Here is a 22,307-nt window from a genome sequence, read left to right as displayed (position 1 = left end):
CGGCCCCAACCCCCCACTCCCAGCGGAGATGTACATGCACAACAGAAGAACGGGCGGAGCCGGTGGGCGAGTTGCCCTCACCGGATCGCTCCTGCTGAGCGTTCTCGCCCTGGGTGCCGTTCCCGCGACGGCCGCCCCCGCTCCCGCCTCTGCCGCCGCCGACGGTGGCACGCAGCGTGTCATCGTGCTGTTGCGTGACCAGCACCCGGATCTGTCCCCCCGGACGAACGCCGCCCGCCGTGACAAGGCGGTGGCCCAGGACCAGGCACCGATCCTGTCGCTGCTCAAGGACGGCGGTGCGACGCGCGTCAGGAAGCTGAGCCTGGTCAACGCCGTCGCCGCGACACTGAAGCCCTCGGAGATATCCCGGATACGCGCCGACCGCCAGGTGGCCGCCGTCGTACCCGACCTGCCACTGCCACTGCCACGGCAGCACACCGCCACCACAGGCACCGCCACCGCCGCAGCGGGCTCCTCGTCCGGCACGACCCCTGCGGCCTGTCCCAAGGACCCGAAGCACCCCATCGTCGAGCCGGAGGCCCTGTCGCTGACGAAGACCGACGCCGCCCAGAAGCCGGCCACCGGCAAGGGCGTGAAGGTCGCCTTCATGGCCGACGGAATCGACGTCGACAACCCGGAGTTCGTCCGCCCCGACGGCAGTCATGTGATCACCGACTACGAGGACTTCACCGGCGAGGGCACGAACGGGTCCACCTCCGGCGGAGAGGCGTTCGGTGACGCCAGTTCCCTCGCCGCACAGGGCAGCCGGACGTACGACCTGGCGGAACAACTGCCCTACGCCACCAAGGTGCCCAAGGGCTGCACCTTCCGCATCCGCGGCTTCGCGCCCGACGCCGAGCTGATGAGCCTGCAGGTCTACGGCGGGAAGTCCGCCGCCTACACCTCCGGTTTCGTCCAGGCCATCCAGTACGCCGTCGAGCACCACGCCGACGTCATCAGCCAGTCCTTCGGCGAGAACTACTACCCGGACGCGGCCACCGACCCGGTCCGGATGGCCGATCGGGCGGCGGTCGCCGCCGGTGTCACGGTCGTCGCCGACACCGGTGACTCCGGCCTCTCCGGCACCATCGGCTCTCCGGCCAGCGACCCGCAGGTGATCGGAGTCGGCGCGACCACCGCGATGCGGCTGTCTGCCCGCGGCTACACATACCCCGGCTGGACCAGCGACAACATCGCCGCCCTGTCCTCCGGCGGCACCACGCTCGGCAACAAGCTGGTCGACCTGGTCGCGCCGGGCGCCGACGGCATGGCGGCCTGCACCCCCGGCCCGCGCTGGACGAGCTGCTCGCTGCCGACCGAGATCTTCGGCGGCACCAGCCAGTCGACCCCCTTCGTGGCGGGCGCGGCGGCCGACGTCATCCAGGCGTACGAGGCCACGCACGACGGTGCCCGCCCCGCGCCCGGCCTGGTCAAGCGGCTGCTGACCGGTACGGCCACCGATCTGCGCGTCCCCGCCGACGAGCAGGGCGCGGGGCTGCTGAACACCGACGCCGCCGTCCGCGCGGCCCGCGCGGTCGACGCCACCGGGGGCAGCGCGGACAGCGCCTCCCTCGTCCCCTCGGCCGGCCAGCTGGACCTCAGCGGCCGCCCGGGCGCCACCCGGCACACCACGGTGACGTTGACCAACACCGCGAACCGGCCCCAGAAGGTCACCATGACCTCCCGTACCCTCGGCTCGACGACGTTCCGTTCCGAACGCACCGTCACCGTCGGCGCACCGCTGGGCGACACCCCCCTCGGCCGGCTCGCCGTCAAGCCGTTCACCGTCCGGGTCCCGAAGGGCACTCCCTTCCTGGACCTGGCCACGGCCTGGCCGGGCAAGGACGGGGGCGGCCGCCTCATCCCGGTCCTGTCCGACCCCAAGGGCCGGCTGGTACAGCTCGGCTACGACTACGGCGGCAGCGGCCACAGCAACCACCAGTACGTCGACGTGCACGACCCGGTGCCGGGCGTCTGGACCGTCAAGGTGGTCTGGAACTACGGCGCGAACGGCCTGCAGTCGGCGAACGACAAGCCCGGCACCTACCGCGGCCCCCTGCACATCCAGGTCACCGGCCACCGCTGGACCTCGGCGGGTGTGCCCACGCGGACGAGGACCGTCCCCGCGGGCGGCACGGCCACCTTCCCTGTGACCGTGTCGATCCCGCGCCCTGCGGGTGACACGCCGTTCTCCCTGCAGTTCGCCTCGGACGCCGGTACGCACCTGTCGCTGCCGGTGGCCCGGCGGACCCTGCTCCCGGTCGACCCCGCACGCGGCCACAGCACCTCGTTCACCACCCGGATCACCGGTGGTGTGGGCCGCGACGCGGGCCAGGCCAACGGCTACTACCTCGATGTGCCGGCCGGCCGCCGCAACCTGACGGTCGACCTCACCGCGCAGGACGCCGACACCGAACTCAACTGCTACCTGATCAGCCCCCAGCAGCAGATCATCGCCCGGGACGCCAACCGCACCTACGCGAAGACGCCGGTCCCCACGAAGTACGCGAGCCTGACCGTCGACCGGCCCGCCGCGGGCCGCTGGACGCTGATCGTCGTCCTGCCCAACCCGGTCAGCGGCAAGGAGTTCAGCGAGCAGGTCACCGGCCGCGTCCGCCTCGACGCCCCCGTCACCGTGAGCGCCCCGGGGCTGCCGGACAGCCCGGCCCGCGTCATCAAGCGGGGCAGCAAGCTCAAGGTCACGGTGCGGGTGCCCAACCCGGGACCGGCGGAGCGGTCCTACTTCCTCGACCCGCGCCTGGCCGCTTCGGCCGACGTAGTCCTCCCGGACACCCATGGCAAGACCACGTTTCCCGTCAACGGCCCTGATATCGCGTCCTATTGGGTACCCACGCACACCACGGCCCTGAGGGCCACGGTCACCGCGGACATCCCCGTGGACGCGTCGATCCTGCCCTGGAACCGCTCACCCGAGATCCTGGGCGCACCGGGGCCCGACGGATCGCGGGTGGCCACGGCCACCGCCGACCAACTGGCATCGGGAGTGTGGAACGTGAGCGTCTCGGCGCCCGGTCCGTTCACGGACTCCACCGCGCCCAAGGGCACCGCCAAGGTGACCGTGACCGCAACCACCCAGCCCATCGACCGCGCGGCCCAGGCCTCGACGGGCTCGTTCTGGGACTTCACCGCGGACTACACCCCACTCACCGTCGCCGCGGGCAAGACGGGCACGATGACCCTCACCCTCGCCCCGACGGCCCCCGTCGGCACCGTCGTCCACGGGATCCTCTACGTGGACAACGACACGGCGATGGGCAGCGGGCAGGGCTCCGAGATCACCGGCATCCCGTACACCTACACCGTCGGCTGACCCAGCCGTCCACCGACACGACCGTCGGCCGGCCCCTGAGGGTCGGCCGACGGTCGTGGTCGCGGGCGTTGTGGCGGAGGCCGGCCGCGATGTTCTGGGGGTTCGGGGTCCAGGTGGCTGTAAGTCTCACGTCGCCCACACCTCACCCGCCCGGTACGAGAGCGGTCCGGGGCGAAGGTCGCGCGGTGTCACGCGGTCACCACAGCCACACGCCCAAGGCGATGATCGCCAGGCCCACAACCGTGAAGCATCCCGCCGTGCCGAGGAGCACACGCCACTGCCCCGGGTAACCCGGCTGTTCGGTGCTGCGCCAGGTGCTGACGGCCGCGAGCACTCCCGCAAGGATGAGCGCTCCTCCACCGGCCACGACGAGGAACCCGAAGAAATGTCCCCAGGTGAACGGATGATGGGGGTTCGGGGTCCAGACAGCCGCAAGTCTCACGTCGCCGATCGCTCTCACTCGTCCTTGGCCAGATCCTGGACATCCGCCTCGATGCCGGAGCCGGCAGCGTAGACGCCCGTGTTCAAGGTGGTTCCCACGGTGTTCTTGAACGCGCTGTCGGCCAGCTCGCCCCGGTCGCTGAGGTTCTTGCCGCCGAGACTCCCGTGCTGTTCCAAGGCATGGTTGACGCCGTGGTTCTGGGCGTTTCCGAAGGCACCGGTTGCGGCGTTCGTGAGAGCGTCCTGGCCCATCGTCGATCCGTCCTGACCGCTGATGATGTCGGCCGTGAGCCCGCCGGCCACATTGCCGGCCGCGCCGTTGACGGTGGTGCCGAGCAGGCCGTCTCCCCTGAGGACGTTGCCGACCACGCCGGTGACTCCCGCCGTCTCCGCGATGGCCGCGCTGCCGCCGGTGAACACAGCCGTTCCGGCGGCGGCACGGGTACCACTGACCAGATCGTCCCCCACGGTCACGGGCTGGCCGTGGACAGCCTGGTTCAGCATCGTGCTGCCGGAGTCCGCCACGAAGTTCGTGACGAAGCTCTCCGCTCCTTTCGTGAGGAATTTCGCGCTGAACTCGGCCACCTTGGTGAGCACCTGCGCCAGCTTCTCCGCCCCTTCCTCGGTGAGCTTGCCGAACCGCTCCAGCAGCGCCGCCACCTTCTCCGCAGCCGACGTGAACAGCTTCACCAGGTCGACGATCCTGGCGACCCGGGTGGCCACGGCCGTGTTCGCGACGAGGTCGGAGAGGAAGCCGGTGAAGAAGGAGAGCGCGGCGCCGGCGATCTCCATCTCGGCGATCTCGACGCAGATGTCGATGATCTCCTCGTTGATCTTGTCGATCTCGTCGGCGTACGCCCGCAGTCCGTCGGCCACCTGGTGGAAGTTGTGGGCGACGTCGTCGATGACGCGCTTCTGCTCCGCCCAGTGCTTCTCGAAGGCGTCGCGGGCCTCGCCGTGCCAGCCCTGCTTGTCGACACCCTGGATCTGCACGTCGAGGGCGTGTGCGACCTCTGTCAGCTCGTTGCCCATGGTGTCCCAGGCACCGGCGATGGTGCGGAGCGTGTCGCCGTTGCCGCCGGGGAGCTCCACGCCGCAGGCCTGCAGGATGTCCAGAACCTTGCCGTCGATCCAGCTGTTGATGCTCACGCCGGGCCTCCCGCGGGCTGGGTCGCGGCGCGCAGGTGGTCGATGGCGGTCTGGTCCGAGTTCTTGTAGTTGGTGGCGTTGAGACGCAGGCGGTCGCCGTCACTGGTGAGCACCGCGGGCAGCTGCCCCAGTGCCTTGAGGGTGCCGGTCAGCAGCTTCTGGTACTTGTCCGCCGCACCGTCACAGGCGCCGAGCAGGCCGAAGGCCTCTCCGATCTGGGACGCGGTCGCCGCGAAGGCGTCGATCGGCTTCGCCAGGTCCTTCGCTTCTCTGTCGAACTTCCCGGCAAGCTCGTTCAGCGTGTCAGGGTCGACACCGAACTGGCTCATTCTCGCTCCCCCGATGTTGAGTACATGAGCAGAGACCAGCAGTACCGGAGGCGGTGATCCGCCGGGAAGGGCTGTTTGCGGGTTCAAAAGGACTGTTTGCAGGATCAAGACGCGGCGATGACGCGCCCTTTGGCCGGCTTTCCACAGGGCGCCGCCGGGCCGCTTACCTGTGAGGTCATCGACCCCGCTATCTCGTCCTGCCAGGATCGTCTGCATAAGGACCCCGACCGACCGGAAGGACGGCAACACGTCATGACCGCCTACGCCATAGCCCACCTGCAGGAAGCCGCTCCGCACCCGGAGATCGCCGAGTACATCGAGCGCATCGGTGGCACCTTCGAGCCGTACGGCGGCCGTTTCCTGGTGCACGCCACGCAGCACGAGGTGAAGGAGGGCGGCTGGCCCGGGCACGTCGTGGTGATCGGTTTTCCCGGGATCGCCGAGGCGCGGGCCTGGTGGGACTCGCCCGAGTACCAGGAGATCGCGCCGTTGCGCTCGCGGCACATCAAGGGGGACATCATCCTGGTCGACGGCGTTCCCGGGGACTACGACCCCGCCTCCACCGCACGTGCGATGCGGGAGGCGCTGCCCGCCCAGTAGCCCGCTCGGCTGATCACCTGCCGAGGACCACCGTCCCGGAGGAGCAGAACCAGCCCCCGGTGCCCGAGGCCACCCCCAGCCGCGGCAACTCCCCGTCGGACGCCCGTACTTGTCTCGCGCCCGCCTCTCCCCGCAGTTGCCGCACCGCCTCCACCAGCAGGAACAGCCCGCGCATCCCGGGGTGTTGGGCCGACAGCCCGCCCCCGTCGGTGTTCACCGGGAGCTCCCCGCCCTCGACCCTCAGCCGCCCCTTCTCCACGAACGCCCCACCCTCCCCCTTCCCGCAGAATCCGAGATCCTCGAGCGTCACCAGGGTCATGTAGGTGAAGGCGTCGTAGATCTGCGCGAAGTCCATCTCCGAGGGGCCGACCCCGGCCCGTTCGAACGCCAGCCGCCCGCTCACCGCGGCCGGCGACACCGTGAAGTCGGGCCACTCGGACATCGCGGCGTGCGAGACGTGCTCCCCGGTGCCGAGCACCCAGACCGGAGCGGTACGGCAGTCCCGTACGTACTCCTCGGCGGCCAGCAGGACCGCCGCCCCGCCGTCGGAACGTATGCAGCAGTGCAGCTTGGTGAAGGGGTCCGCGATCATCGGGCCGGAGAGGACCTCGTCCACGGTGATCGGGGTGCGGAACATCGCGTCCGGGTTCAGCGCGGCATTCGCCCTCGCCTGCACGGCGACGGACGCCAACTGCTCGATACTCGTGCCGTGTTCGATCATGTGCCGGCGGGCCGCCATCGCATACTTGGCGATCAGCGTGTGGCCGTACGGCACCTCGAACTGCAGCGGGCCCCGCGCGCCGAAGGAGAGGTTGCCGGTGCGGCGGCCCGCCTTGATGTCCGCGCGGGCCGTCGAGCCGTAGGCCAGCAGGACCGCGTTCGCATGCCCCGCCGCTATCGCGTCCGCCGCGTGGGCCGCCATCACCTCCCAGGTCGAACCCCCGACCGCCGTGGAGTCGACCCAGGTGGGGCGCAGGCCCAGGTACTCGGCCACCTCGACGGGAGCGAGGGTGCCCGTGCCCGCCGACGCGAAGCCGTCCACCACCTCGCGGGCCAGCCCCGCGTCGGCGAGCGCGCGACGGGCCGCCTGGGCGTGCAGGGTGTACGGGGTCGCGTCGTCCACGCGGCCACAGTCGGAGAGCGCCACGCCGACCACGGCGACGTTCCGGCTTCGGGGAGTCGTCCGGTGTGCCGTCCGGAGAGTCATGAGCGGCCTCCTGCCTCTGTGCATATCGTTGCGACCCTCCTAATATGACGGCCCGTCAGATATCGAGGGAAGAGAGAGTGGGGGAGCCATGGACGTCGGCTTCACAGCCGAGCAGGACGGGATCCGCCGTACCCTGCGCGAACTGCTCCGCGACCGCTGCGGCCCCGAGGAGCTGCGCGCCGCCCTCGACACCCCCGCCGGACACGACCCGGCCCTGTGGACCGCCCTCGCCGACCAGCTCGGCCTCCCCGGACTCGCCCTCCCGGAGGCGTACGGCGGTATCGGCTGCGCGGCGACCGAACTCGCCCTGGCAGCAGAGGAGTCGGGCAGGGTCCTTGCCCCCTCCCCGCTCCTCGCGACCTGTGTGCTCGCCGCACCCCTGATCCTCGCCCTCGGCACCGACACCCAGCGCGCAGCCCTGCTGCCCCGCATCGCCGACGGCACCCTCACGGCCGCCCTCGCCGTCCCGGGCGCCGCCCTCGCCACCGCCCTCGCCCTCACCGGCACGGGCGACGGCGACTGGGCGGGCGGGGGCCGCGCGGGGGGCGTCCAGGCCAGGCGGGCGGGCGACGGCTGGCGGCTGTACGGGCAGGTGGACCAGGTCCTGGACGGCCACAGCGCGCAACTCCTGCTGGTCGCCGCCCACACCGGCGGCTTCGCCCGCACGCGCACCCTCCTCTTCCTCGTGACGGGGGAGGCGGCCGGCCTCGTCCGCGTACGGCAGACCGCGCTCGACGCGACCCGGCCGCAGGCGCGTGTCCAACTGCGGGACGTCGAGGCCGAGTTGCTGGGCGAGGAGGGCGAAGGTGATGTCCTCGGTGCCCTCTCCGCCGTCGGTGACACGGCTGCCGCCGTGCTCGCCTGCGAAGCCGTCGGGGCCGCCGACCACGCGCTGGAACGGACCGTCGAACACGTCAAGCAGCGCGAGCAGTTCGGGCGGGCGATCGGGTCCTTCCAGGCCGTGAAGCACCGGCTGGCCGACGTGTACGTCCAGGTCCAGGCGGCACGCTCGGCCGCCTACTACGCCGCCTGGGCCACCGCCCACGGTGAGCTGGTGGGCGGGCTCGCCCTCGCACAGGCCCTGGAGGCGCTGCGCAGTGCCGCCGCCGAGGGGATCCAACTGCACGGCGGAATCGGTTTCACCTGGGAGCACGAGGCGCATCTGTACTTCAAGCGCGCCGCGGGCGACGAGCTGCTGTTCGGGCCGGTGCACCGGCTCCGGGCGCACGCCGCCGATGCGGCGCAACTTTTCGAGCAGGGCCGGGAGGTGGCGGTGTGATCGGCGAACGCCTGGTGCAGAAGGTGTCCTCGACGAGGGGCTTCGCGAAGGTGGCGCCGCACGTGGTGCCGAGGCTCGACAAGGCCGTACACCGGCTGACGCGCGGAAAGTACCTGCTCAGCGCACAGATGCTGCCCGGAGTGATCCTGACGACCACGGGCGCGCGGAGCGGCCTCCCACGTCGTACGCCCCTGGCCTGTATGCCGGAGGAGGGCGGCTGGCTCCTCATAGGCTCCAACTTCGGCCGCACCGACCATCCTGCCTGGACGCACAACCTCCTCGCCCACCCCGACGCCGAGGTCAGCTGGAAGGGCCAGGACATCCCGGTCACGGCCCGGCTGCTGGAGGGTGAGGAGAGGGCGGCGGCCTGGAAGACGTTGTTGGCCTTCTGGCCGCCGTATGCGACGTATCAGGCTCGGGTGGAGCGGGAGATACGGGTGTTCAGGGTTGTGCGGCGGTAGTCGGCGTCAGCGGGACGACTGGTTATGGGTGCAGGCCACGTCGTACTGGGAGATCGAGTGTGCGTTCTTGGAGTTCTGGGGCTGCTCGCCGGCGTAGTGGGTGCCGGCGTTGCCGTCGGGGTTGAAGGCGGAGCCGGGAGCGGAGATGGAATGGCCCGGGCGGGCTGAGTCGGGAAGGGTCTCACAGGACACGTTGGGCTGGCCCGCGAAGGCGATCCCCGCGCCTCCGCTGACCAGAGCCACCGACGCCACACCGACGGCCGCACGCTTCAGGAGGTTCATGATCGCCTCTCCTCTCGTGAGGCATGCACGGAGTACATGCCCATACGTACGTAAACCGGGCGCAAACCGTTCAGCTACAACGTCGCCAACCGCTGCACCAGCAAAAACGCCCCGATCCCCAACATCGCCGCCCCCGACGTCCGCGTCACCGCGCGGGCCGCGGACGGGCGGGTGCCCAGGACCGCTCGGGCGCCCAGGCCCACCGTGAGGTAGACGGCCGCACAGCACGCCATGTGGAGCAGGCCGAGGGTGGCGGTCTGGACGGGGACCGGCAGGCCGGTGTGGGTGCTCAGGAACTGCGGCAGGACCGACAGGTACAGCAGCAGGCCCTTCGGGTTCAGACCGCTGATCGTCGCGCCGCGAAGGAAGACGCGGGCGCGGGAGGTGTCCGCCAGTTCGTCGCCCGTCCCCGGCGCCCCGGGGCTGCGCAGCACCCCCCACCCCAGCCACACCAGATACCCGGCTCCCGCCACCGTCAGCACGGTCAGCAGCCGCGGCTCGCCCGCCACCAGTACCGCGAGTCCCGCCACCGCCAGCACCGTGTGCAGTGCGTACCCGGCGACCAGACCGCCCACCGCCCACCCGACGGAACGACCGCGCAGCCCGGCCGAGATCGCGTACGCCCAGTCGGCACCCGGCACGCACACCAGCAGCAGATCGAGGGCGAGGAAGGAAAGCAGCAGTCCGGTGTTCATGCGAGTGACATTAGGCCGGAATGGATCGAAAGTGTTCCCGGATTTTGCTCTATAACCCCCAATCCATGGAAGGATCTGCCCCATGGACGACGTGGATCGCAAAATCCTTGCGGAGCTGCAGCAGGACGGGCGGCTGACCGTGACCGAGCTGGCCGGGCGGGTGCGGCTGAGTGTCTCGCCGTGTCATCGGCGGCTGCGGGAGCTGGAGCGGTCGGGGGCGATCAGCGGCTACCGGGCGGTGGTGGAGCCCGCGGCGGTGGGGCTGACCTTCGAGGCGCTGGTCTTCGTGTCCATGCGACAGGAGGACCGGGACACGGTCGCCGAGTTCGAGCGGGCGCTCGCGGACATCCCCCATGTGCTGGATGCGCAGCGGCTGTTCGGCGAGCCGGACTATCTGCTGCGGGTGGCCACCGCCGACCTCGCCGCCTTCCAGCGGCTGTACGACGAGCGGCTGGCGACGCTGCCGGGAGTGCAGCGGCTGACCTCGACGCTGGTGATGAAGCATGTGGTGCGGGGCCGTCCGCTGCCCGCATAGCGCAGCAGGCGGCGGCTCACCGTCGGGTGAACCACCGCCTGCCAGACAGGACTTGGGCCTCGAAAAAGAGATCTGTGAAGTGATCCGTGGAGAGATCTATTTCGTCGGCTTCTTGCCGGTCACGCCCAGATGTACCAGCAGCGCCAGATTCGGCTTGAGTTCAGCCTGTTTGACGCCCCAGGTCTGGAAGCCCTTCTGGTGCGAGGCGACGGCCGCGAGCATCGCGACCAGTGAACCGGCGACCGCCGCCGGGTTCACGTCCTTGTCGACCCTTCCCTTGGACTGCAGTTCGGTGATCGAGTCCGTGAGGGAGTTGTTCACCGAGTTCAGGATCTTCATACGGATCTTGTAGAACCGTTTGTCGCCCTCGGCCGCACCGAGGTCGACGACGCGCAGAATCGCGTCGTTCTTGCGCCAGAACTCAAGGAAACCGTCGACGAGTTCCTGCGCTGTCTGCCAGCCGGCCTTGCCGACCCAGGAGCGGCCCTCCAGGAGCGCGGTCAACTGGCCCCCCTCGGTGGCCATTTGCTCGGCGATCTCCAGGACGGCGCCCTCGACGTCCGGGAAGTACTGGTAGAAGGTCGCGGGCGAAGTGCCCGCTTTCCGGGCGACATCGATGACTTTGACGTCCCGGTAAGGGGAGGAGCTGAGCATCTCGCTTAGGCAGTCGAGCAGCTTCTGCCGGGTCGCCTGCCCACGCCGACCGGCCACGCGGCCGTCGACGGTACGCACTTGTCCTGTCATGTCGTCAGCTTACCGAGGGGTGATGGGAGCGCGATTCGGCCGACTGCAAATGGGGTGCACGGGAGGGCGGAGGCAGGTGTGCCTGGTCCTGCGGGGTGCGTGAGTCGCCGTTAGTTTGGCGGTATGGCCGAAAACAGGGCATCCGCGTACGGAGAGGGCGTCCCGTGCTGGGTGGACGCGCAGCTTCCCGATGTGGAGGCGGGCAAGCGGTTCTACGGCGAGCTCTTCGGGTGGGCCTTCGAGGACCGGCCGGAGCTGTCCGGCGGCTCCGTGTGGGCCCGTCAGGAGGGGGAGCCGGTCGCCGCGCTCGCGCGCAAGACGGACGGGCGGCTGCCCACCGTGTGGACCGTCTACTTCGCGACGCCGGACGCCGAGGCGCTGGCCGACCGGATCTGGGCGGCCGGCGGGCAGGTCGTCACGGCGCCCACGCCGGTCGCGGAGCTGGGCACGGCCGCGCTGGTCACCGACCCCGAGGGTGCCGTCTTCGGGCTCTGGGAGCCGGGCAGCCACCCCGGCTTCGGCAGGCGGCACGAGCCCGGCACCTTCGCGTGGGCCGAGCTGTACGCCCGGGACGTGGAGGTCGCCAACACCTTCTACGGCGATCTCTTCCACGACGCCCTGTTCGGGCCGGGCGCCAGACCCGACTTCGGGCGCGCGGCCGTATCGGAGGTCTTCCCGGCCGAGATGCCGCCCCACTTCGTGGTCCACTTCGCGGTCGAGGACTGTGACGCGGCGCTCGGGACGGTGAGTCGTCTCGGGGGTCGGATCTGGGCGCCAGTATTCGAGACATCGTACGGAAGGGTGGCCGTCGTCACCGACAATCAGGGGGCGTCGTTCGCGGTGCTGGAACGACGGCAGCAGGCCGACTGAAAACTGCTGAATGAAAACTGCTGAAATAGACCGACTGAAGCAGATCGAGCGGTGAAACGTACCGTTTTGGGGTGAGGCATCCCGACTCGGTCCCGGGTTCGCAACCAGTGCCCGGGACAGGAAGAATCAGGGTGCGTGCCGCCATGGCGGTGCGGTGGTGAGACGCTGCACGGGGTCGCGTACAGATGTGGCCGGCGCGGCCCGTACGGGGAGGTGGCAGGCAAGTGGTGGATCAGCTGACACAGCACGATCCGCGGCGTATCGGTCCGTTCGAGGTGCTGGGGCGGCTCGGTGCCGGCGGCATGGGGCTGGTCTATCTCGCGCGCTCGGCGTCCGGCCGGCGCGTGGCGATCAAGACCGTCCGTACGGAGCTCGCCGAGGACCAGCTGTTCCGCGTCCGCTTCTCGCGCGAGGTGGAGGCCGCCCGGGCGGTCTCCGGCTTCTACACGGCGGCCGTGGTCGACGCCGACGCACGCGCCGCCGTGCCGTGGCTGGCCACCGCGTACGTGCCCGCGCCCTCCCTCGAAGAAATAGTGAACGAGTGCGGGCCGCTCCCGGCCCAGGCGGTGCGCTGGCTGGCGGCGGGTGTGGCCGAGGCGCTGCAGTCGATCCACGGCGCCGGTCTGGTGCACCGGGACCTGAAGCCCTCGAACGTCCTCGTCGTCGAGGACGGCCCCCGGGTGATCGACTTCGGTATCGCCTCCGGCGTCTCGAACACACGTCTGACGATGACGAACGTGGCGGTCGGCACGCCCGCCTACATGTCCCCGGAGCAGGCCAAGGACTCGCGGTCCGTGACCGGCGCGAGCGATGTCTTCTCGCTGGGCTCGATGCTGGTCTTCGCCGCCACCGGGCATCCGCCCTTCCACGGCGCCAACCCGGTCGAGACGGTCTTCATGCTGCTGCGGGAGGGCCCGGACCTGGAGGGGCTCCCGGAGGAGCTGCGCCCGCTGATCGAGTCCCTCATGCAGATGGAGGCCACGAGCCGTCCCAACCCGGCCGACCTCCAGGCCCAGCTGGCCCCCCATCTCTTCGGCTCCGGCTCCGACGACAGCGGTACGGCCTCGGCCTGGCTGCCCGAGCGTGCGGTGAGTCTGATCGAGGCGCGCCGCAACGGCCGTCCGGCGGCGAAGCCGGGCCAGGGCGGCGGCCGCAGCGGCGGCGGCGCACGACCCGCCCCCGTGCCGCCCCCGCCCCCGCACGACCCCGTCGTACCGGCGTCCCCCGTGTCCCTCGGCGCCCCCGACACCGGCCCCGTCCGGCTGGCCGGCGCCCAGGTGCCCATCGGGCCGGGGCCGCGGGTCTCCGACGTCCGTGCCGCCGCCGTGAAGGCACCCCCTCCAGAGGCCGCCCTGGCAGCCTCCTGGTCCAAGCCGCGCCCCGGCGTCAACGGCGCCGATCCTGCCGTGGGCCCTGTCGTACCCACCTCGCTGCCCGCCCCGCCGGAGACCGCGGCAGGCTGGCGTCCCTGGCGTTTCCGCATGTCGAACGATGTGTGGGGCACCCCGGCGGTCTCCGGCGACCTCGTCTACGTCACCTCCTTCGAGGTGCACGCCCTGGACGTGGCGACCGGCCGCCGCCGCTTCAAGACACGGGACGTGGCCTGGTCGATGGCGGTCGCGGACGGCCGTATCCACGCCTCCGACGGGCCGACGCTGTTCGCCCTGGAGGCCCGTGAGGGCGCCGACCTGTGGCGGCTGCAGACGGACGCCTGGGTGTACTCCCTCAAGGCCGACCGTGGCACGGTCGTCACCGGCACCCGCGGCGGCGGCGTCCAGGCCTGGGAGGCCTCGAACGGCCAGAAGCTGTGGGAACTCACCGGGGCGCAGACCGACTTCGAGTCCCCGGAGGCCGGGCCGACCGTCCACGAGGGCACCGTGTACGTCTGGCAGGACGCCCGGCTGCGCGCCCTGGACGCCCGCACCGCCAAGGAGCGCTGGTCCTACCCGATCGGCGACGCGGCTTCCTGCGGCGGTGTGCCGGTACGGGTGACGCCCGCCCCGGACGGGTACGTGTACGTCTCCGCCGGCACCCGGGTCCTGGCGATCGACGTGGCGAGCGGCCATGTGAAGTGGCACTTCGAGGCCCCCGCGGTCTTCCTCTGCCCGCCCACCTTCGCACCCGGCCCCGCGGTCACCGGCGGGGGCATCTACCTGGTCGACTACCTCGGCACGGTCTACGCCCTCGACTCCACCGACGGCCGCGACCGCTGGCGCATCGCCACCGAGTCCCGGGCCTCGACAGAGCCGGTGCTCGTGGCCGCCGGACACGTCCACGTGGGCAGCGGCAAGGGCCTGTACACCCTGGACGCGGTGACGGGCACACCCAAGTGGCGCTTCCAGGCGGGCGGCGACATCGTCGGCGCCCCCGCGGTGGCGGAGGGGCGCATCCACTTCGGCTCCACGGACCACCTGCTCTACACCCTGAAGGCCGACGACGGCCGGCTGCGCTGGAAACTCGCGACCGGCGGTGAGATCACCGGCTCGCCGGTCGTGAAGGACGGTGTCGTGTACGCGTGCAGCAAGGACCGGTGCGTGTACGCGCTGGACGCGGAGAAGGGGACGGGGACCGCCCGGCCCGCATGAGCTGCTGGTGACGGCCGTCGTACCGGTGTCACGGAAGGGTGTGGACGGCGGCCGTCCCACCTAGACGCTACGCCGGGTGCACGGCGGTCGCCATGCGGTGAGTTCGCCCCCGCCCCCCTACCCGTCCCGTACCTGGGGGCTGCGCCCCCAGGGCCCCCGATCGGCCTGAACGGCCTCCTCCTCAAACGCCGGACGGGCTGAAAATATCAATCCCCGGACGGAGTGAAAGATCAAGCGTCAGCCGGCAAAATCCAGCCCCTCCGGCGTTTGAGGAGCGGGGGTCCGGGGGCTGGCCCCCCGGTCGGGACGGGTAGGGGCGGCGGGGGCGACTCACCGTGTTCGGAACGACCTCCCGCGCCCGGCGAACAGTTCCGCCTGCCGTTCCTCCGGCAGGTTTCCGAGGGCGACCAGGTGCGCCGCCTGGGCGAACCCGGCGGCGACGGCGCTCTCCTTCGCCGCCCACAGGGCCCGCACGGTCCCCTGGACGCCCTCCGCCGGATACCCGGCGATCACCGTGGCGCACTCCGTCGCCGCCGCCAACGCCCCACCGGGCTCGGTGAGTTCGGAGACGAGCCCGATCTCGTACCCGCGCCGGGCCCCGATCCGTTCCGCCGTCCCCATGAGCATCATCCGTGCGACCTCCCCGTACGGCATCCGCTGCGCCATGAGCACGGACTCGTAGGCGCTGACCATGCCGTACGAGGTGTGCGGGTCGAAGAAGGCGGCGGTGGTGTCGGCGACGACGAAGTCCGACTCGCCGAGGAGGTAGAAGGCGCCGCCGCAGGCCATGCCGTGCACGGCGGCGATCACCGGTTTCCAGAGGTCGTTGGACTTGGGGCCGACGCGCAGGAGCGGATCGTCCGCCATGTAGGGGGAGTTGGGCTGCGGGACGACGGCGCTTCGGTCCAGGCCCGTGCAGAAGGCGCGCTCACCGGCGCCGGTGAGGACGACGGCGCGTACGGAGTCGTCGAACCTCAACTCCCGCCAGATCTGCCGCAGTTCGTCCCGCATGGCCAGGTCGACGGCGTTGAGTCGCTCGGGCCGGTCGAGGGTGACGACCGCGACGCCGGTGTCCTTGTCGGTCAGCACCTTCACGTTCACGGGCGCTCCAGGACCCACTGCGGAAGACCCTCGCCGCTGAACACCACCTGCACCCTGGCGCCGATCCGGACGCGCTCGGGCGGCACCGAGTCGAGTCGCGCGCCGGCCTCGGCGACGAGGTTGCCGACGAGCCGGATGCGGGGGGCGTCGGTGAGCTCGACGACGATCACGTGGTACGGGGACTGGTCCGCGTAGTCGGGCAGGAGCGGCGGGTGGGGCACGACGTACGACCAGATACGGCCGTGTCCGGCGACCGCCTGCCATTCGCTCGCGAAGGACTGGCAGTGCGGGCAGCAGGGCCGGGGCGGGAAGCGGAGCTCGCCGCAGTCGGCGCAGGCCTGGACGCGGAGTTCGCCCTGGCGGGCGTAGCCCCAGAAGGGTGCGCCGTCGGAGTCGATGACGGGATCGAGCATGGGTCAGCTCCTCAGGAGGAGAGCGGAGGTGGGGACGCCTTCACCGGCGGTGACCAGGCAGGTGGCGGCGTCCGGGACCTGGGCGGTGCTGGTGCCGCGGAGCTGCCGTACGCCTTCGGTGATGAGGTTGAACCCGTGGACGTAGGCCTCGCTCAGCCCTCCGCCACTGGTGTTGAGCGGCAGCCGCCCGCCGATCTCCAGGGCCCCCTGCTCGGTGAACGCCCCGCCCTCGCCGCGCCCGCAGAAGCCGTAGCCCTCCAGGGAGAGCGGTATGAGCGCGGTGAACGCGTCGTAGATCTGGGCGACGTCGACGTCCTGAGGGGTGAAGTCGGCGTGTTTCCACAGGTGCCGGGCGGCGGTCCAGGCGGGGCCGGTGAGCGGGTCGTCGTTCCAGTAGTTGACCATGCCGTGGTGCTGGGCGGGCAGCCCCTGGGCGGCGGAGTGGACGTAGACGGGCGGGCGGCGGCAGTCGCGCGCCCGCTCGGCCGACACGACCACGCACGCCAACGCGCCATCCGTCTCCAGGCAGTTGTCGAAGAGGCAGAGCGGCTCGCTGATCCAGCGGGAGGTCATGTACATCTCGCGGGTCAGGGGCCGGTCGTACATCACGGCCGCCGGGTTCTGGTTGGCTCTGTTCCGGCAGGCGAGGGCGACGTTGAAGAGGTGGTCGCGGGTCGCGCCGTACTCGTGCATGTAGCGGCGCGTCAGCATGGCGATCTCGTCCGCGGGGCGGAGCAGGCCGAAGGGGCGGGTCCACTGGGCGGGGGTGGGCAGTTGGACGGTGGTGTTCTTCCACGGGCGGGGGCCGGAACCGCGTTTCCGTGAGCGCCAGGCGACTCCGACGGTGGCCTGACCGGAGGCTATGGCGGCGGCGAGATGGGCGACGGTGGCGCACGAACCGCCGCCCCCGTAGCCGACCTTGCTGAAGAAGGTGAGGTCACCGAAGCCGACTGCCTTGGCCAGCTCGACCTCGTCGGTCTCCTCCATGGTGTAGGAGGCGAGCGCGTCGACCTCACCCGGTGCGATGCCGGCGTCTTCCAGAGCGGCGAGGACGGCACGGCAGGCGAGGGTGCGCTCGTCCTCGTCGAGACGTTTGGCGAAGGGGGTCTGCCCGATGCCGACGATTGCGGTGGCGTCCTTGATTCCGGTGATTCCGGCCATGCTGGTGCACCTCCGCATGCTGTCCCCTCAGCTGACAAGGCGTCAGGTTACAGCTAATCTGACGGTCAGTCAGCTAGCGGTAGGGGGCTGTTGTGCGCGGTGACGTGGAGTGGGGCAGCATTCCGGGACTCGTCCGGTCCGCGGCCGAGCGGTACGCGGACGCCGAGGCGGTGGTGGAGGGCCGTACCCGGATCTCGTACGCCGAACTGGGCGCCCGCGTCGAACGATCGGCGGCGGCCTGCATCGCGGCGGGCGTCTCACCGGGCGACCGGGTCGCGATCTGGGCCCCGAACTCACTGGACTGGATCGTCGCGGCGCTGGGCGCGGTGTCGGCCGGGGCGGTGCTCGTGCCGGTCAACACGCGCTTCAAGGGGGCGGAGGCGGCGGACGTCCTGCGCAGGAGCGGGGCCCGGCTGCTGTTCGTGACGGGTACGTTCCTGGGGACGTCGTATGTGGCCTCGCTGCGCCGGGCGGTCGACCGGGGGCCGGGGCTGCCGGGCCTCGACCAGGTGGTGGTGCTGTCGGACGACGCGCCCGAGGACTTCCGTACCTGGAAGGACTTCCTCGCGGGCGGGGACGGGATCGGGCCGGATGAGGTGCGGGCGCGGTCGGCGGCGGTGGACGGTTCCTGGCCGTCGGACATCGTCTTCACGTCCGGTACGACGGGCCGCCCCAAGGGCGCGGTGATCACGCATGCGCAGACGCTGCGGGCGTACGAGATCTGGTGCGATCTGGCGGGGTTGAGGCGGGGCGACCGCTATCTGATCGTGAACCCGTTCTTCCACACCTTCGGTTACAAGGCCGGGGTCCTGGCGTGCCTGATGCGCGGCGCGACGATGGTTCCCCAGCCGGTGTTCAACATCGACACGGCCCTCGCGAACATCGCGGCGGAACGGGTCTCCGTACTGCCCGGCCCCCCGACCCTCCACCAGTCCCTGCTCGACCACCCCGCCCGCGACGCCCACGACCTCTCGGCGCTGCGGTTGGTGGTGACGGGCGCGGCGGTGGTGCCGCTGCGACTCGTGGAGCGGCTGCGCGGGGAACTGGGCGTGGAGACGGTCCTGACGGCGTACGGCCTCTCGGAGGCCAGCGGCATCGTGACGATGTGCCGGCGCGGCGACGATCCGTCGGTGATCGCCTCGACGTCGGGCCGGGCGATCCCCGGTACGGAGGTACGGGTCGAGGCCCGGGTCGGCGAGCCCGGCGAGGTCCTGGTCCGCGGCTTCAACGTCATGCGCGGCTACTACGAGGACGCGGCCGGCACGGCGGAGGTCCTGACGGAGGACGGCTGGCTGCGGACCGGGGACGTGGGCGTCCTGGACGCCGACGGGAACCTGCGGATCACCGACCGGATCAAGGACATGTTCATCGTCGGCGGCTTCAACGCCTACCCGGCGGAGATAGAGCAACTCCTCGGCCTGCACCCGGATGTGGCTGACGTCGCGGTGATCGGCGTACCGGATCCGCGGCTGGGCGAGGTCGGCAAGGCGTATGTCGTGCGCCGTCCGGATTCCCCGATGACCGCGGACGACCTGATCGCCTGGGCCCGGCGGGAGATGGCCAACTACAAGGTGCCGAGGCAGGTGGAGTTCGTGGCGGAGCTGCCGCGGAACGCGAGCGGGAAGGTGGTGAAGGGGGAGCTGCGACGACTCTGACAAACGCCTCGGCCGCGGTGGCTCCCCCTCCGAGCCACCGCGGCCGATCCCCGTCTGGAGGTGGTGCGGTCAGGCGGGCTTGTCCGTGACGTGGATGTTGTCCGTGGTCACCGTGCCGGTGCCCTTGGCCGTCACCGTGAGCGGTTCGTCCGTCACGTGGATGTTGTCCGTCGTGTCCGTGCCGGTGTCCCCGGCGGCCGTCGCCGTCAGCGGCTCGTCCGTCACGTGGATGTTGTCGGTGGTGTTCTTGTCGCTCATCTCGCGGTCTCCCCTGAAGCAGTGCGCTGGATGGCAAGATCCGTCCGGCAACTCCCCCGAGGGCTGCCGGACGGATCTTGAGGCCGGTTCACCTTACGGTGCGGCCACCTGCCGTTCCGTCTGCCCCCCGACGCGACGGCCCGGCACAGAAGACAATGCCTGGCGGCGATAAACGAATGATGAACGTCGCTCAGGCCACCGCCTTCGGTGTCAGCAGCTTCCGCACCTCGTCCCCCTCCGGCGCATCGAGCGCCTCGAAGATGTCCAGGGCCTCGCGCCAGCACACCTGGGCCCGGTCGAGCTGACCGATGCCGTTGAGGGCGCGCCCGAGGACCGTGAGGACGTTGCCCCGCCGCCATTCCCCGCCGATGCCGCGCAGCACCGTCAGCGCCGTTTCGGCGTCCGCCGCCGCCTGCGCGGGGCGCCCGGCCGCGAGGCCGAGCTCGGCCAGACGGAAGAGGGTCATCCCCTCCCACAGGCGCTGCCGGCTCTCCCGGAACACCCGCAGGGCCTGCTGCAGGCACTCGGTCGCTTCGCCCAGCCGCCCGCTGCTGGTGAGCGCGACGCCCAGCGCATACCGGCCGTTGGCGCCCTTCAGGTCGTGCCCCATGCCGTCGTACATGGCCGTGCCCTGTTCGGCCAGGGCGACCGCGCTGTCCGTACGGCCGGTGGCAAGGTGCGTGCGCGACAGGTTGCACAGGGCGCTCGCCTCTCCCGAACGGTCGCCCACCGCACGGAAGTTCTCCACGGCGCGGGTGAAGTGCTGCTCGCTGTCCGCGTAGCGGCTCTGGTACATCGCGATCACGCCGAGGATGTTGGACGACCAGCAGTCGGCCAGCCGGTCGCGGGAGGCGAGGGCCAGTTCGTGAGCCTGGGCGGCCCCCTCGTCGGCGGAGTCGAAGCGGCCCGTGAGGCTGTGGGCGTAGGCCAGGGTGATCAGTGCCCGGGCCTGGGCGCGCGGTTCCTGTGCATCCCGCGCCACCTCCAGCAGACGCGCGGCGACCCCCTCGTACTCCCGGGAGTTGGCGCCCGACTCCGCCAGGTCGACCGCCGCCCACAGCACGTCGACGGCCCTCCGGATGGTCTCGGGCCGTGCCGACTGCCGCACGCACGCCAGCAGTGAGACCGCCTCGGCGTACAGCCAGTCCTGCGCGGTGTGCCGGTCGTCGAACGTCAGCCCGGGATACTCCGGGGTCGCGAGGTGGCCCACCAGCCGGTCTCCCGGCCGTTCGATCAAATAGACCGCCGCGGCGGTGGCCAGATAGAAGTCCAGCAGCCGCGACATCGCCGCATCCCGCTCGCTCGGCGGCCACTCGTCCCGCTCGGCGCACGCACGCGCGTAGAGCCGCACCAGGTCGTGGTAGCGGTAGCGGCCGGGAGCCGCCGACTCCAGCAGGGAGGTGTCGACCAGCGACTCCAGCAGGTCCTCCGTCTCCTCCAGGGGGAGGTCGAGGACCGCCGCGGCCGCCGCCAGCGACATGTCCGGGCCGTCCGCCAGCCCCAGCAGCCTGAACGCCCGTGCCTGGGCGGGCTCCAGCGCGCCGTAGCCGAGTTCGAAGGTGGCCTTGACCGCAAGGTCGCCGGCCTGCAGTTCGTCCAGGCGCCGGCGCTCGTCCGCGAGCTTCGCGGCCAGCACGGAGACCGTCCAGGTGCGGCGGGCCGCCAGCCGGGACGCGGCGATGCGGATCGCCAGCGGCAGGAAACCGCAGGCCGCCACCACGTCCAGGGCGGCCTCGCGCTCGCTCGCCACCCGCTCCTCGCCCACGATCTTCGTGAAGAGCGACAGCGCCTCGTCGGGGGACATCACGTCCAGGTCCACCAGATGGGCCCCGGCGAGGTCGACCATCCGCATCCGGGAGGTCACCAGCGCCGCGCAGCCCTCCGTGCCCGGCAGCAGCGGCCGTACCTGCGCCGCGTCCCGTGCGTTGTCGAGCAGGACCAGCACCCGGCGGCCGTCCAGCACGGACCGGTACAGCGCCGCCCGCTCCTCCAGCGAGTCCGGGATCGCCGAGTCCGCCGTGCCCAGGGCCCGCAGGAACGAGCCCAGGACCGTCTCCGGTTCTGCCGCCCGTGCCCCCGCGCCCTGCAGGTCGACGTACAACTGGCCGTCCGGGAAGGCCGCCCGCGCCTGGTGGGCGACGTGCACGGCCAGCGTGGTCTTGCCGACGCCGCCGATGCCCGCCACCGCCGACACCGCCATCACCCGGCCCTCGGCCGAGGACAGCACCTCGCTGAGCTCCTGGACGAAGGCCGCCCGCCCCGTGAAGTCGGGGACGGTGGCGGGCAGTTGGGCCGGGCGGACCGGGGCGGCGGCCGGCTCGGCCTGCGGGGACCGCGGCTCCGCAAGCCCCGGGTCCGCCCGCAGAATCCGCTGCTGCAGCTCCCGCAGCCCCGGCCGCGGGTCCACCCCCAGCTCGTCGGCGAGCAGCCGGCGGGTGTCCGCGTACACCGCCAGCGCCTCCGCCTGGCGGCCACTGCGGTACAGCGCCAGCATCAGCAGTTCGCGCAGGCGCTCGCGCAGGGGGTGGGCCGCGGTGAGGGCGGTCAGCTCCGACACCGCCTCCGCGTGGCAGCCCTGCTCCAGGTCCATGTCCAGTCGGGACTCCAGGAGTTGGAGCCGCCACTCCTCCAGGCGGACCCGCTGCGCCTCCGCGTACGGGCCGGGCACTCCGGCCAGCACCTCTCCGTCCCACAGCGCCAGCGCGCGGCCGAGCACCTCACGGGCGTGGCGCAGGTCCCCGGCGCTCTTCGCCTTCTCGGCCTCGGCGGCGAGGTCCTGCGCGACGGCCAGGTCGAGGGCGCCCTCGGCCAGCCCGCGCACCGCGTACCCGCCGGACTCGCTCACCAGGACCCCGGGGTCCAGCACCTTGCGCAGCCGGGAGGCGTACGTGCGCAGGGCGGCGAGGGCCTGCGACGGCGGCTCCTCGCCCCAGAGGGCGTCGATCAGCTCGCCCGCGGTGGCCGTGCGGCCCTCGCGCAGCAGCAGGGCGGCGAGCAGGGCACGTTGCTGCGGGGAGCCGGTGCTCAGCTGCTCCGTTCCGCGTCGGGCTCGTACCGGACCGAGCACGGCGAAGCTCAGCGGGGCAGGCTCCGCGCAGGAGCCGGCCCGCCTCTGTTCCGGCACTCGCGGTACACCGTCCATCGCCGTCTCCCTAGACACAGTGGGCAACTACGTCAGTTTGCCTTGTTCATGGCGGATGCGTCAGCTGTG

General features: G+C 71.4%; 20 protein-coding genes. 8 read left to right on the top strand and 12 right to left on the bottom strand.

Going from position 1 to position 22,307, the window contains the following annotated elements:
• Positions 1–34: 34 nt before the first annotated feature.
• Complete coding sequence (locus tag ACWDAG_RS17645) at positions 35–3,331, top strand: S8 family peptidase (protein ID WP_450696486.1); 3,297 nt, start codon at positions 35–37, stop codon at positions 3,329–3,331.
• 196 nt (positions 3,332–3,527) lie between these two features.
• Here the strand turns inward: ACWDAG_RS17645 and ACWDAG_RS17640 are convergent, their stop codons facing one another.
• The 3 genes from ACWDAG_RS17640 to ACWDAG_RS17630 are packed head-to-tail and all read right to left on the bottom strand — an operon-like array spanning position 3,528 to position 5,250.
• On the bottom strand, positions 3,528–3,773 hold the full coding sequence (locus ACWDAG_RS17640; protein WP_450696485.1) for a hypothetical protein: 246 nt from the start codon (positions 3,771–3,773) through the stop codon (positions 3,528–3,530).
• Positions 3,774–3,787: 14 nt separating this feature from the next.
• Positions 3,788–4,921 (bottom strand): WXG100-like domain-containing protein, encoded by a 1,134-nt coding sequence (locus ACWDAG_RS17635; protein ID WP_450696484.1) that lies wholly within the window; start codon positions 4,919–4,921, stop codon positions 3,788–3,790.
• Positions 4,918–5,250: a type VII secretion target gene (locus ACWDAG_RS17630; protein WP_450696483.1), complete on the bottom strand. Its 333-nt coding sequence runs from the start codon at positions 5,248–5,250 to the stop codon at positions 4,918–4,920. The genes ACWDAG_RS17635 and ACWDAG_RS17630 overlap by 4 nt, the downstream gene beginning before the upstream one ends.
• Before the next feature lie 252 nt (positions 5,251–5,502).
• Here ACWDAG_RS17630 and ACWDAG_RS17625 point away from each other — a divergent pair, with 252 nt between their 5' ends.
• Positions 5,503–5,850 (top strand): DUF1330 domain-containing protein, encoded by a 348-nt coding sequence (locus tag ACWDAG_RS17625; RefSeq protein ID WP_450696482.1) that lies wholly within the window; start codon positions 5,503–5,505, stop codon positions 5,848–5,850.
• Between the two features lie 13 nt (positions 5,851–5,863).
• Here ACWDAG_RS17625 and ACWDAG_RS17620 read toward each other — a convergent pair whose 3' ends face one another.
• Positions 5,864–7,057 (bottom strand): thiolase C-terminal domain-containing protein, encoded by a 1,194-nt coding sequence (locus tag ACWDAG_RS17620; protein ID WP_450696481.1) that lies wholly within the window; start codon positions 7,055–7,057, stop codon positions 5,864–5,866.
• 88 nt (positions 7,058–7,145) lie between these two features.
• Between ACWDAG_RS17620 and ACWDAG_RS17615 the strand changes: the two genes are divergently transcribed.
• A complete protein-coding gene (locus ACWDAG_RS17615; protein WP_450696480.1) occupies positions 7,146–8,336 on the top strand; it encodes an acyl-CoA dehydrogenase family protein in 1,191 nt (396 codons plus the stop codon).
• Complete coding sequence (locus ACWDAG_RS17610; RefSeq protein WP_450696479.1) at positions 8,333–8,797, top strand: nitroreductase family deazaflavin-dependent oxidoreductase; 465 nt, start codon at positions 8,333–8,335, stop codon at positions 8,795–8,797. The genes ACWDAG_RS17615 and ACWDAG_RS17610 overlap by 4 nt, the downstream gene beginning before the upstream one ends.
• Before the next feature lie 6 nt (positions 8,798–8,803).
• Here the strand turns inward: ACWDAG_RS17610 and ACWDAG_RS17605 are convergent, their stop codons facing one another.
• Both ACWDAG_RS17605 and ACWDAG_RS17600 read right to left on the bottom strand, forming a co-directional pair.
• Positions 8,804–9,079, bottom strand: coding sequence for a hypothetical protein (locus ACWDAG_RS17605; RefSeq protein WP_450696478.1), 276 nt, complete (start codon positions 9,077–9,079; stop codon positions 8,804–8,806).
• Positions 9,080–9,153: 74 nt separating this feature from the next.
• Complete coding sequence (locus tag ACWDAG_RS17600) at positions 9,154–9,774, bottom strand: LysE family translocator (protein ID WP_450696477.1); 621 nt, start codon at positions 9,772–9,774, stop codon at positions 9,154–9,156.
• Between the two features lie 82 nt (positions 9,775–9,856).
• Here ACWDAG_RS17600 and ACWDAG_RS17595 point away from each other — a divergent pair, with 82 nt between their 5' ends.
• Positions 9,857–10,309, top strand: a complete 453-nt coding sequence (locus tag ACWDAG_RS17595) for an Lrp/AsnC family transcriptional regulator (RefSeq protein WP_450696476.1) — start codon at positions 9,857–9,859, stop codon at positions 10,307–10,309.
• A 96-nt stretch (positions 10,310–10,405) separates the two neighbouring features.
• On the opposite strand, the gene ACWDAG_RS17590 is transcribed toward ACWDAG_RS17595, so the two are convergent.
• Complete coding sequence (locus ACWDAG_RS17590; protein ID WP_123970478.1) at positions 10,406–11,041, bottom strand: TetR family transcriptional regulator; 636 nt, start codon at positions 11,039–11,041, stop codon at positions 10,406–10,408.
• 135 nt (positions 11,042–11,176) lie between these two features.
• Here ACWDAG_RS17590 and ACWDAG_RS17585 point away from each other — a divergent pair, with 135 nt between their 5' ends.
• Positions 11,177–11,923, top strand: coding sequence for a VOC family protein (locus tag ACWDAG_RS17585; protein WP_450696475.1), 747 nt, complete (start codon positions 11,177–11,179; stop codon positions 11,921–11,923).
• A gap of 224 nt (positions 11,924–12,147) precedes the next feature.
• Positions 12,148–14,508, top strand: coding sequence for an outer membrane protein assembly factor BamB family protein (locus ACWDAG_RS17580; protein WP_450696474.1), 2,361 nt, complete (start codon positions 12,148–12,150; stop codon positions 14,506–14,508).
• A gap of 330 nt (positions 14,509–14,838) precedes the next feature.
• On the opposite strand, the gene ACWDAG_RS17575 is transcribed toward ACWDAG_RS17580, so the two are convergent.
• Genes ACWDAG_RS17575 through ACWDAG_RS17565 form a run of 3 tightly spaced genes read right to left on the bottom strand, consistent with a single transcriptional unit; the run spans position 14,839 to position 17,183 of the window.
• Complete coding sequence (locus ACWDAG_RS17575; RefSeq protein ID WP_450696473.1) at positions 14,839–15,609, bottom strand: enoyl-CoA hydratase/isomerase family protein; 771 nt, start codon at positions 15,607–15,609, stop codon at positions 14,839–14,841.
• Complete coding sequence (locus tag ACWDAG_RS17570; protein ID WP_450696472.1) at positions 15,606–16,022, bottom strand: Zn-ribbon domain-containing OB-fold protein; 417 nt, start codon at positions 16,020–16,022, stop codon at positions 15,606–15,608. The genes ACWDAG_RS17575 and ACWDAG_RS17570 overlap by 4 nt, the downstream gene beginning before the upstream one ends.
• Positions 16,023–16,025: 3 nt before the next feature.
• Entirely contained in the window at positions 16,026–17,183 is a 1,158-nt protein-coding gene (locus ACWDAG_RS17565) for a lipid-transfer protein (RefSeq protein ID WP_450696471.1), read from the bottom strand.
• Positions 17,184–17,275: 92 nt separating this feature from the next.
• Here ACWDAG_RS17565 and ACWDAG_RS17560 point away from each other — a divergent pair, with 92 nt between their 5' ends.
• Positions 17,276–18,838 (top strand): FadD3 family acyl-CoA ligase, encoded by a 1,563-nt coding sequence (locus ACWDAG_RS17560; RefSeq protein WP_450696470.1) that lies wholly within the window; start codon positions 17,276–17,278, stop codon positions 18,836–18,838.
• Between the two features lie 69 nt (positions 18,839–18,907).
• Here ACWDAG_RS17560 and ACWDAG_RS17555 read toward each other — a convergent pair whose 3' ends face one another.
• Together ACWDAG_RS17555 and ACWDAG_RS17550 are read right to left on the bottom strand one after the other, a co-directional pair.
• Entirely contained in the window at positions 18,908–19,096 is a 189-nt protein-coding gene (locus tag ACWDAG_RS17555) for a hypothetical protein (protein ID WP_450696469.1), read from the bottom strand.
• A gap of 190 nt (positions 19,097–19,286) precedes the next feature.
• Positions 19,287–22,238 carry a BTAD domain-containing putative transcriptional regulator gene (locus tag ACWDAG_RS17550; protein WP_450696468.1) on the bottom strand — a complete coding sequence of 984 codons (2,952 nt, stop codon included), beginning with the start codon at positions 22,236–22,238 and terminating at the stop codon, positions 19,287–19,289.
• Between the last annotated feature and the right edge of the window lie 69 nt (positions 22,239–22,307).

This window comes from Streptomyces sp. NPDC001157 (genome assembly GCF_053598255.1).
The sequence above is the reverse complement of the archived record's forward strand: the minus strand, read 5'-3'. Positions and strand labels throughout refer to the sequence as shown.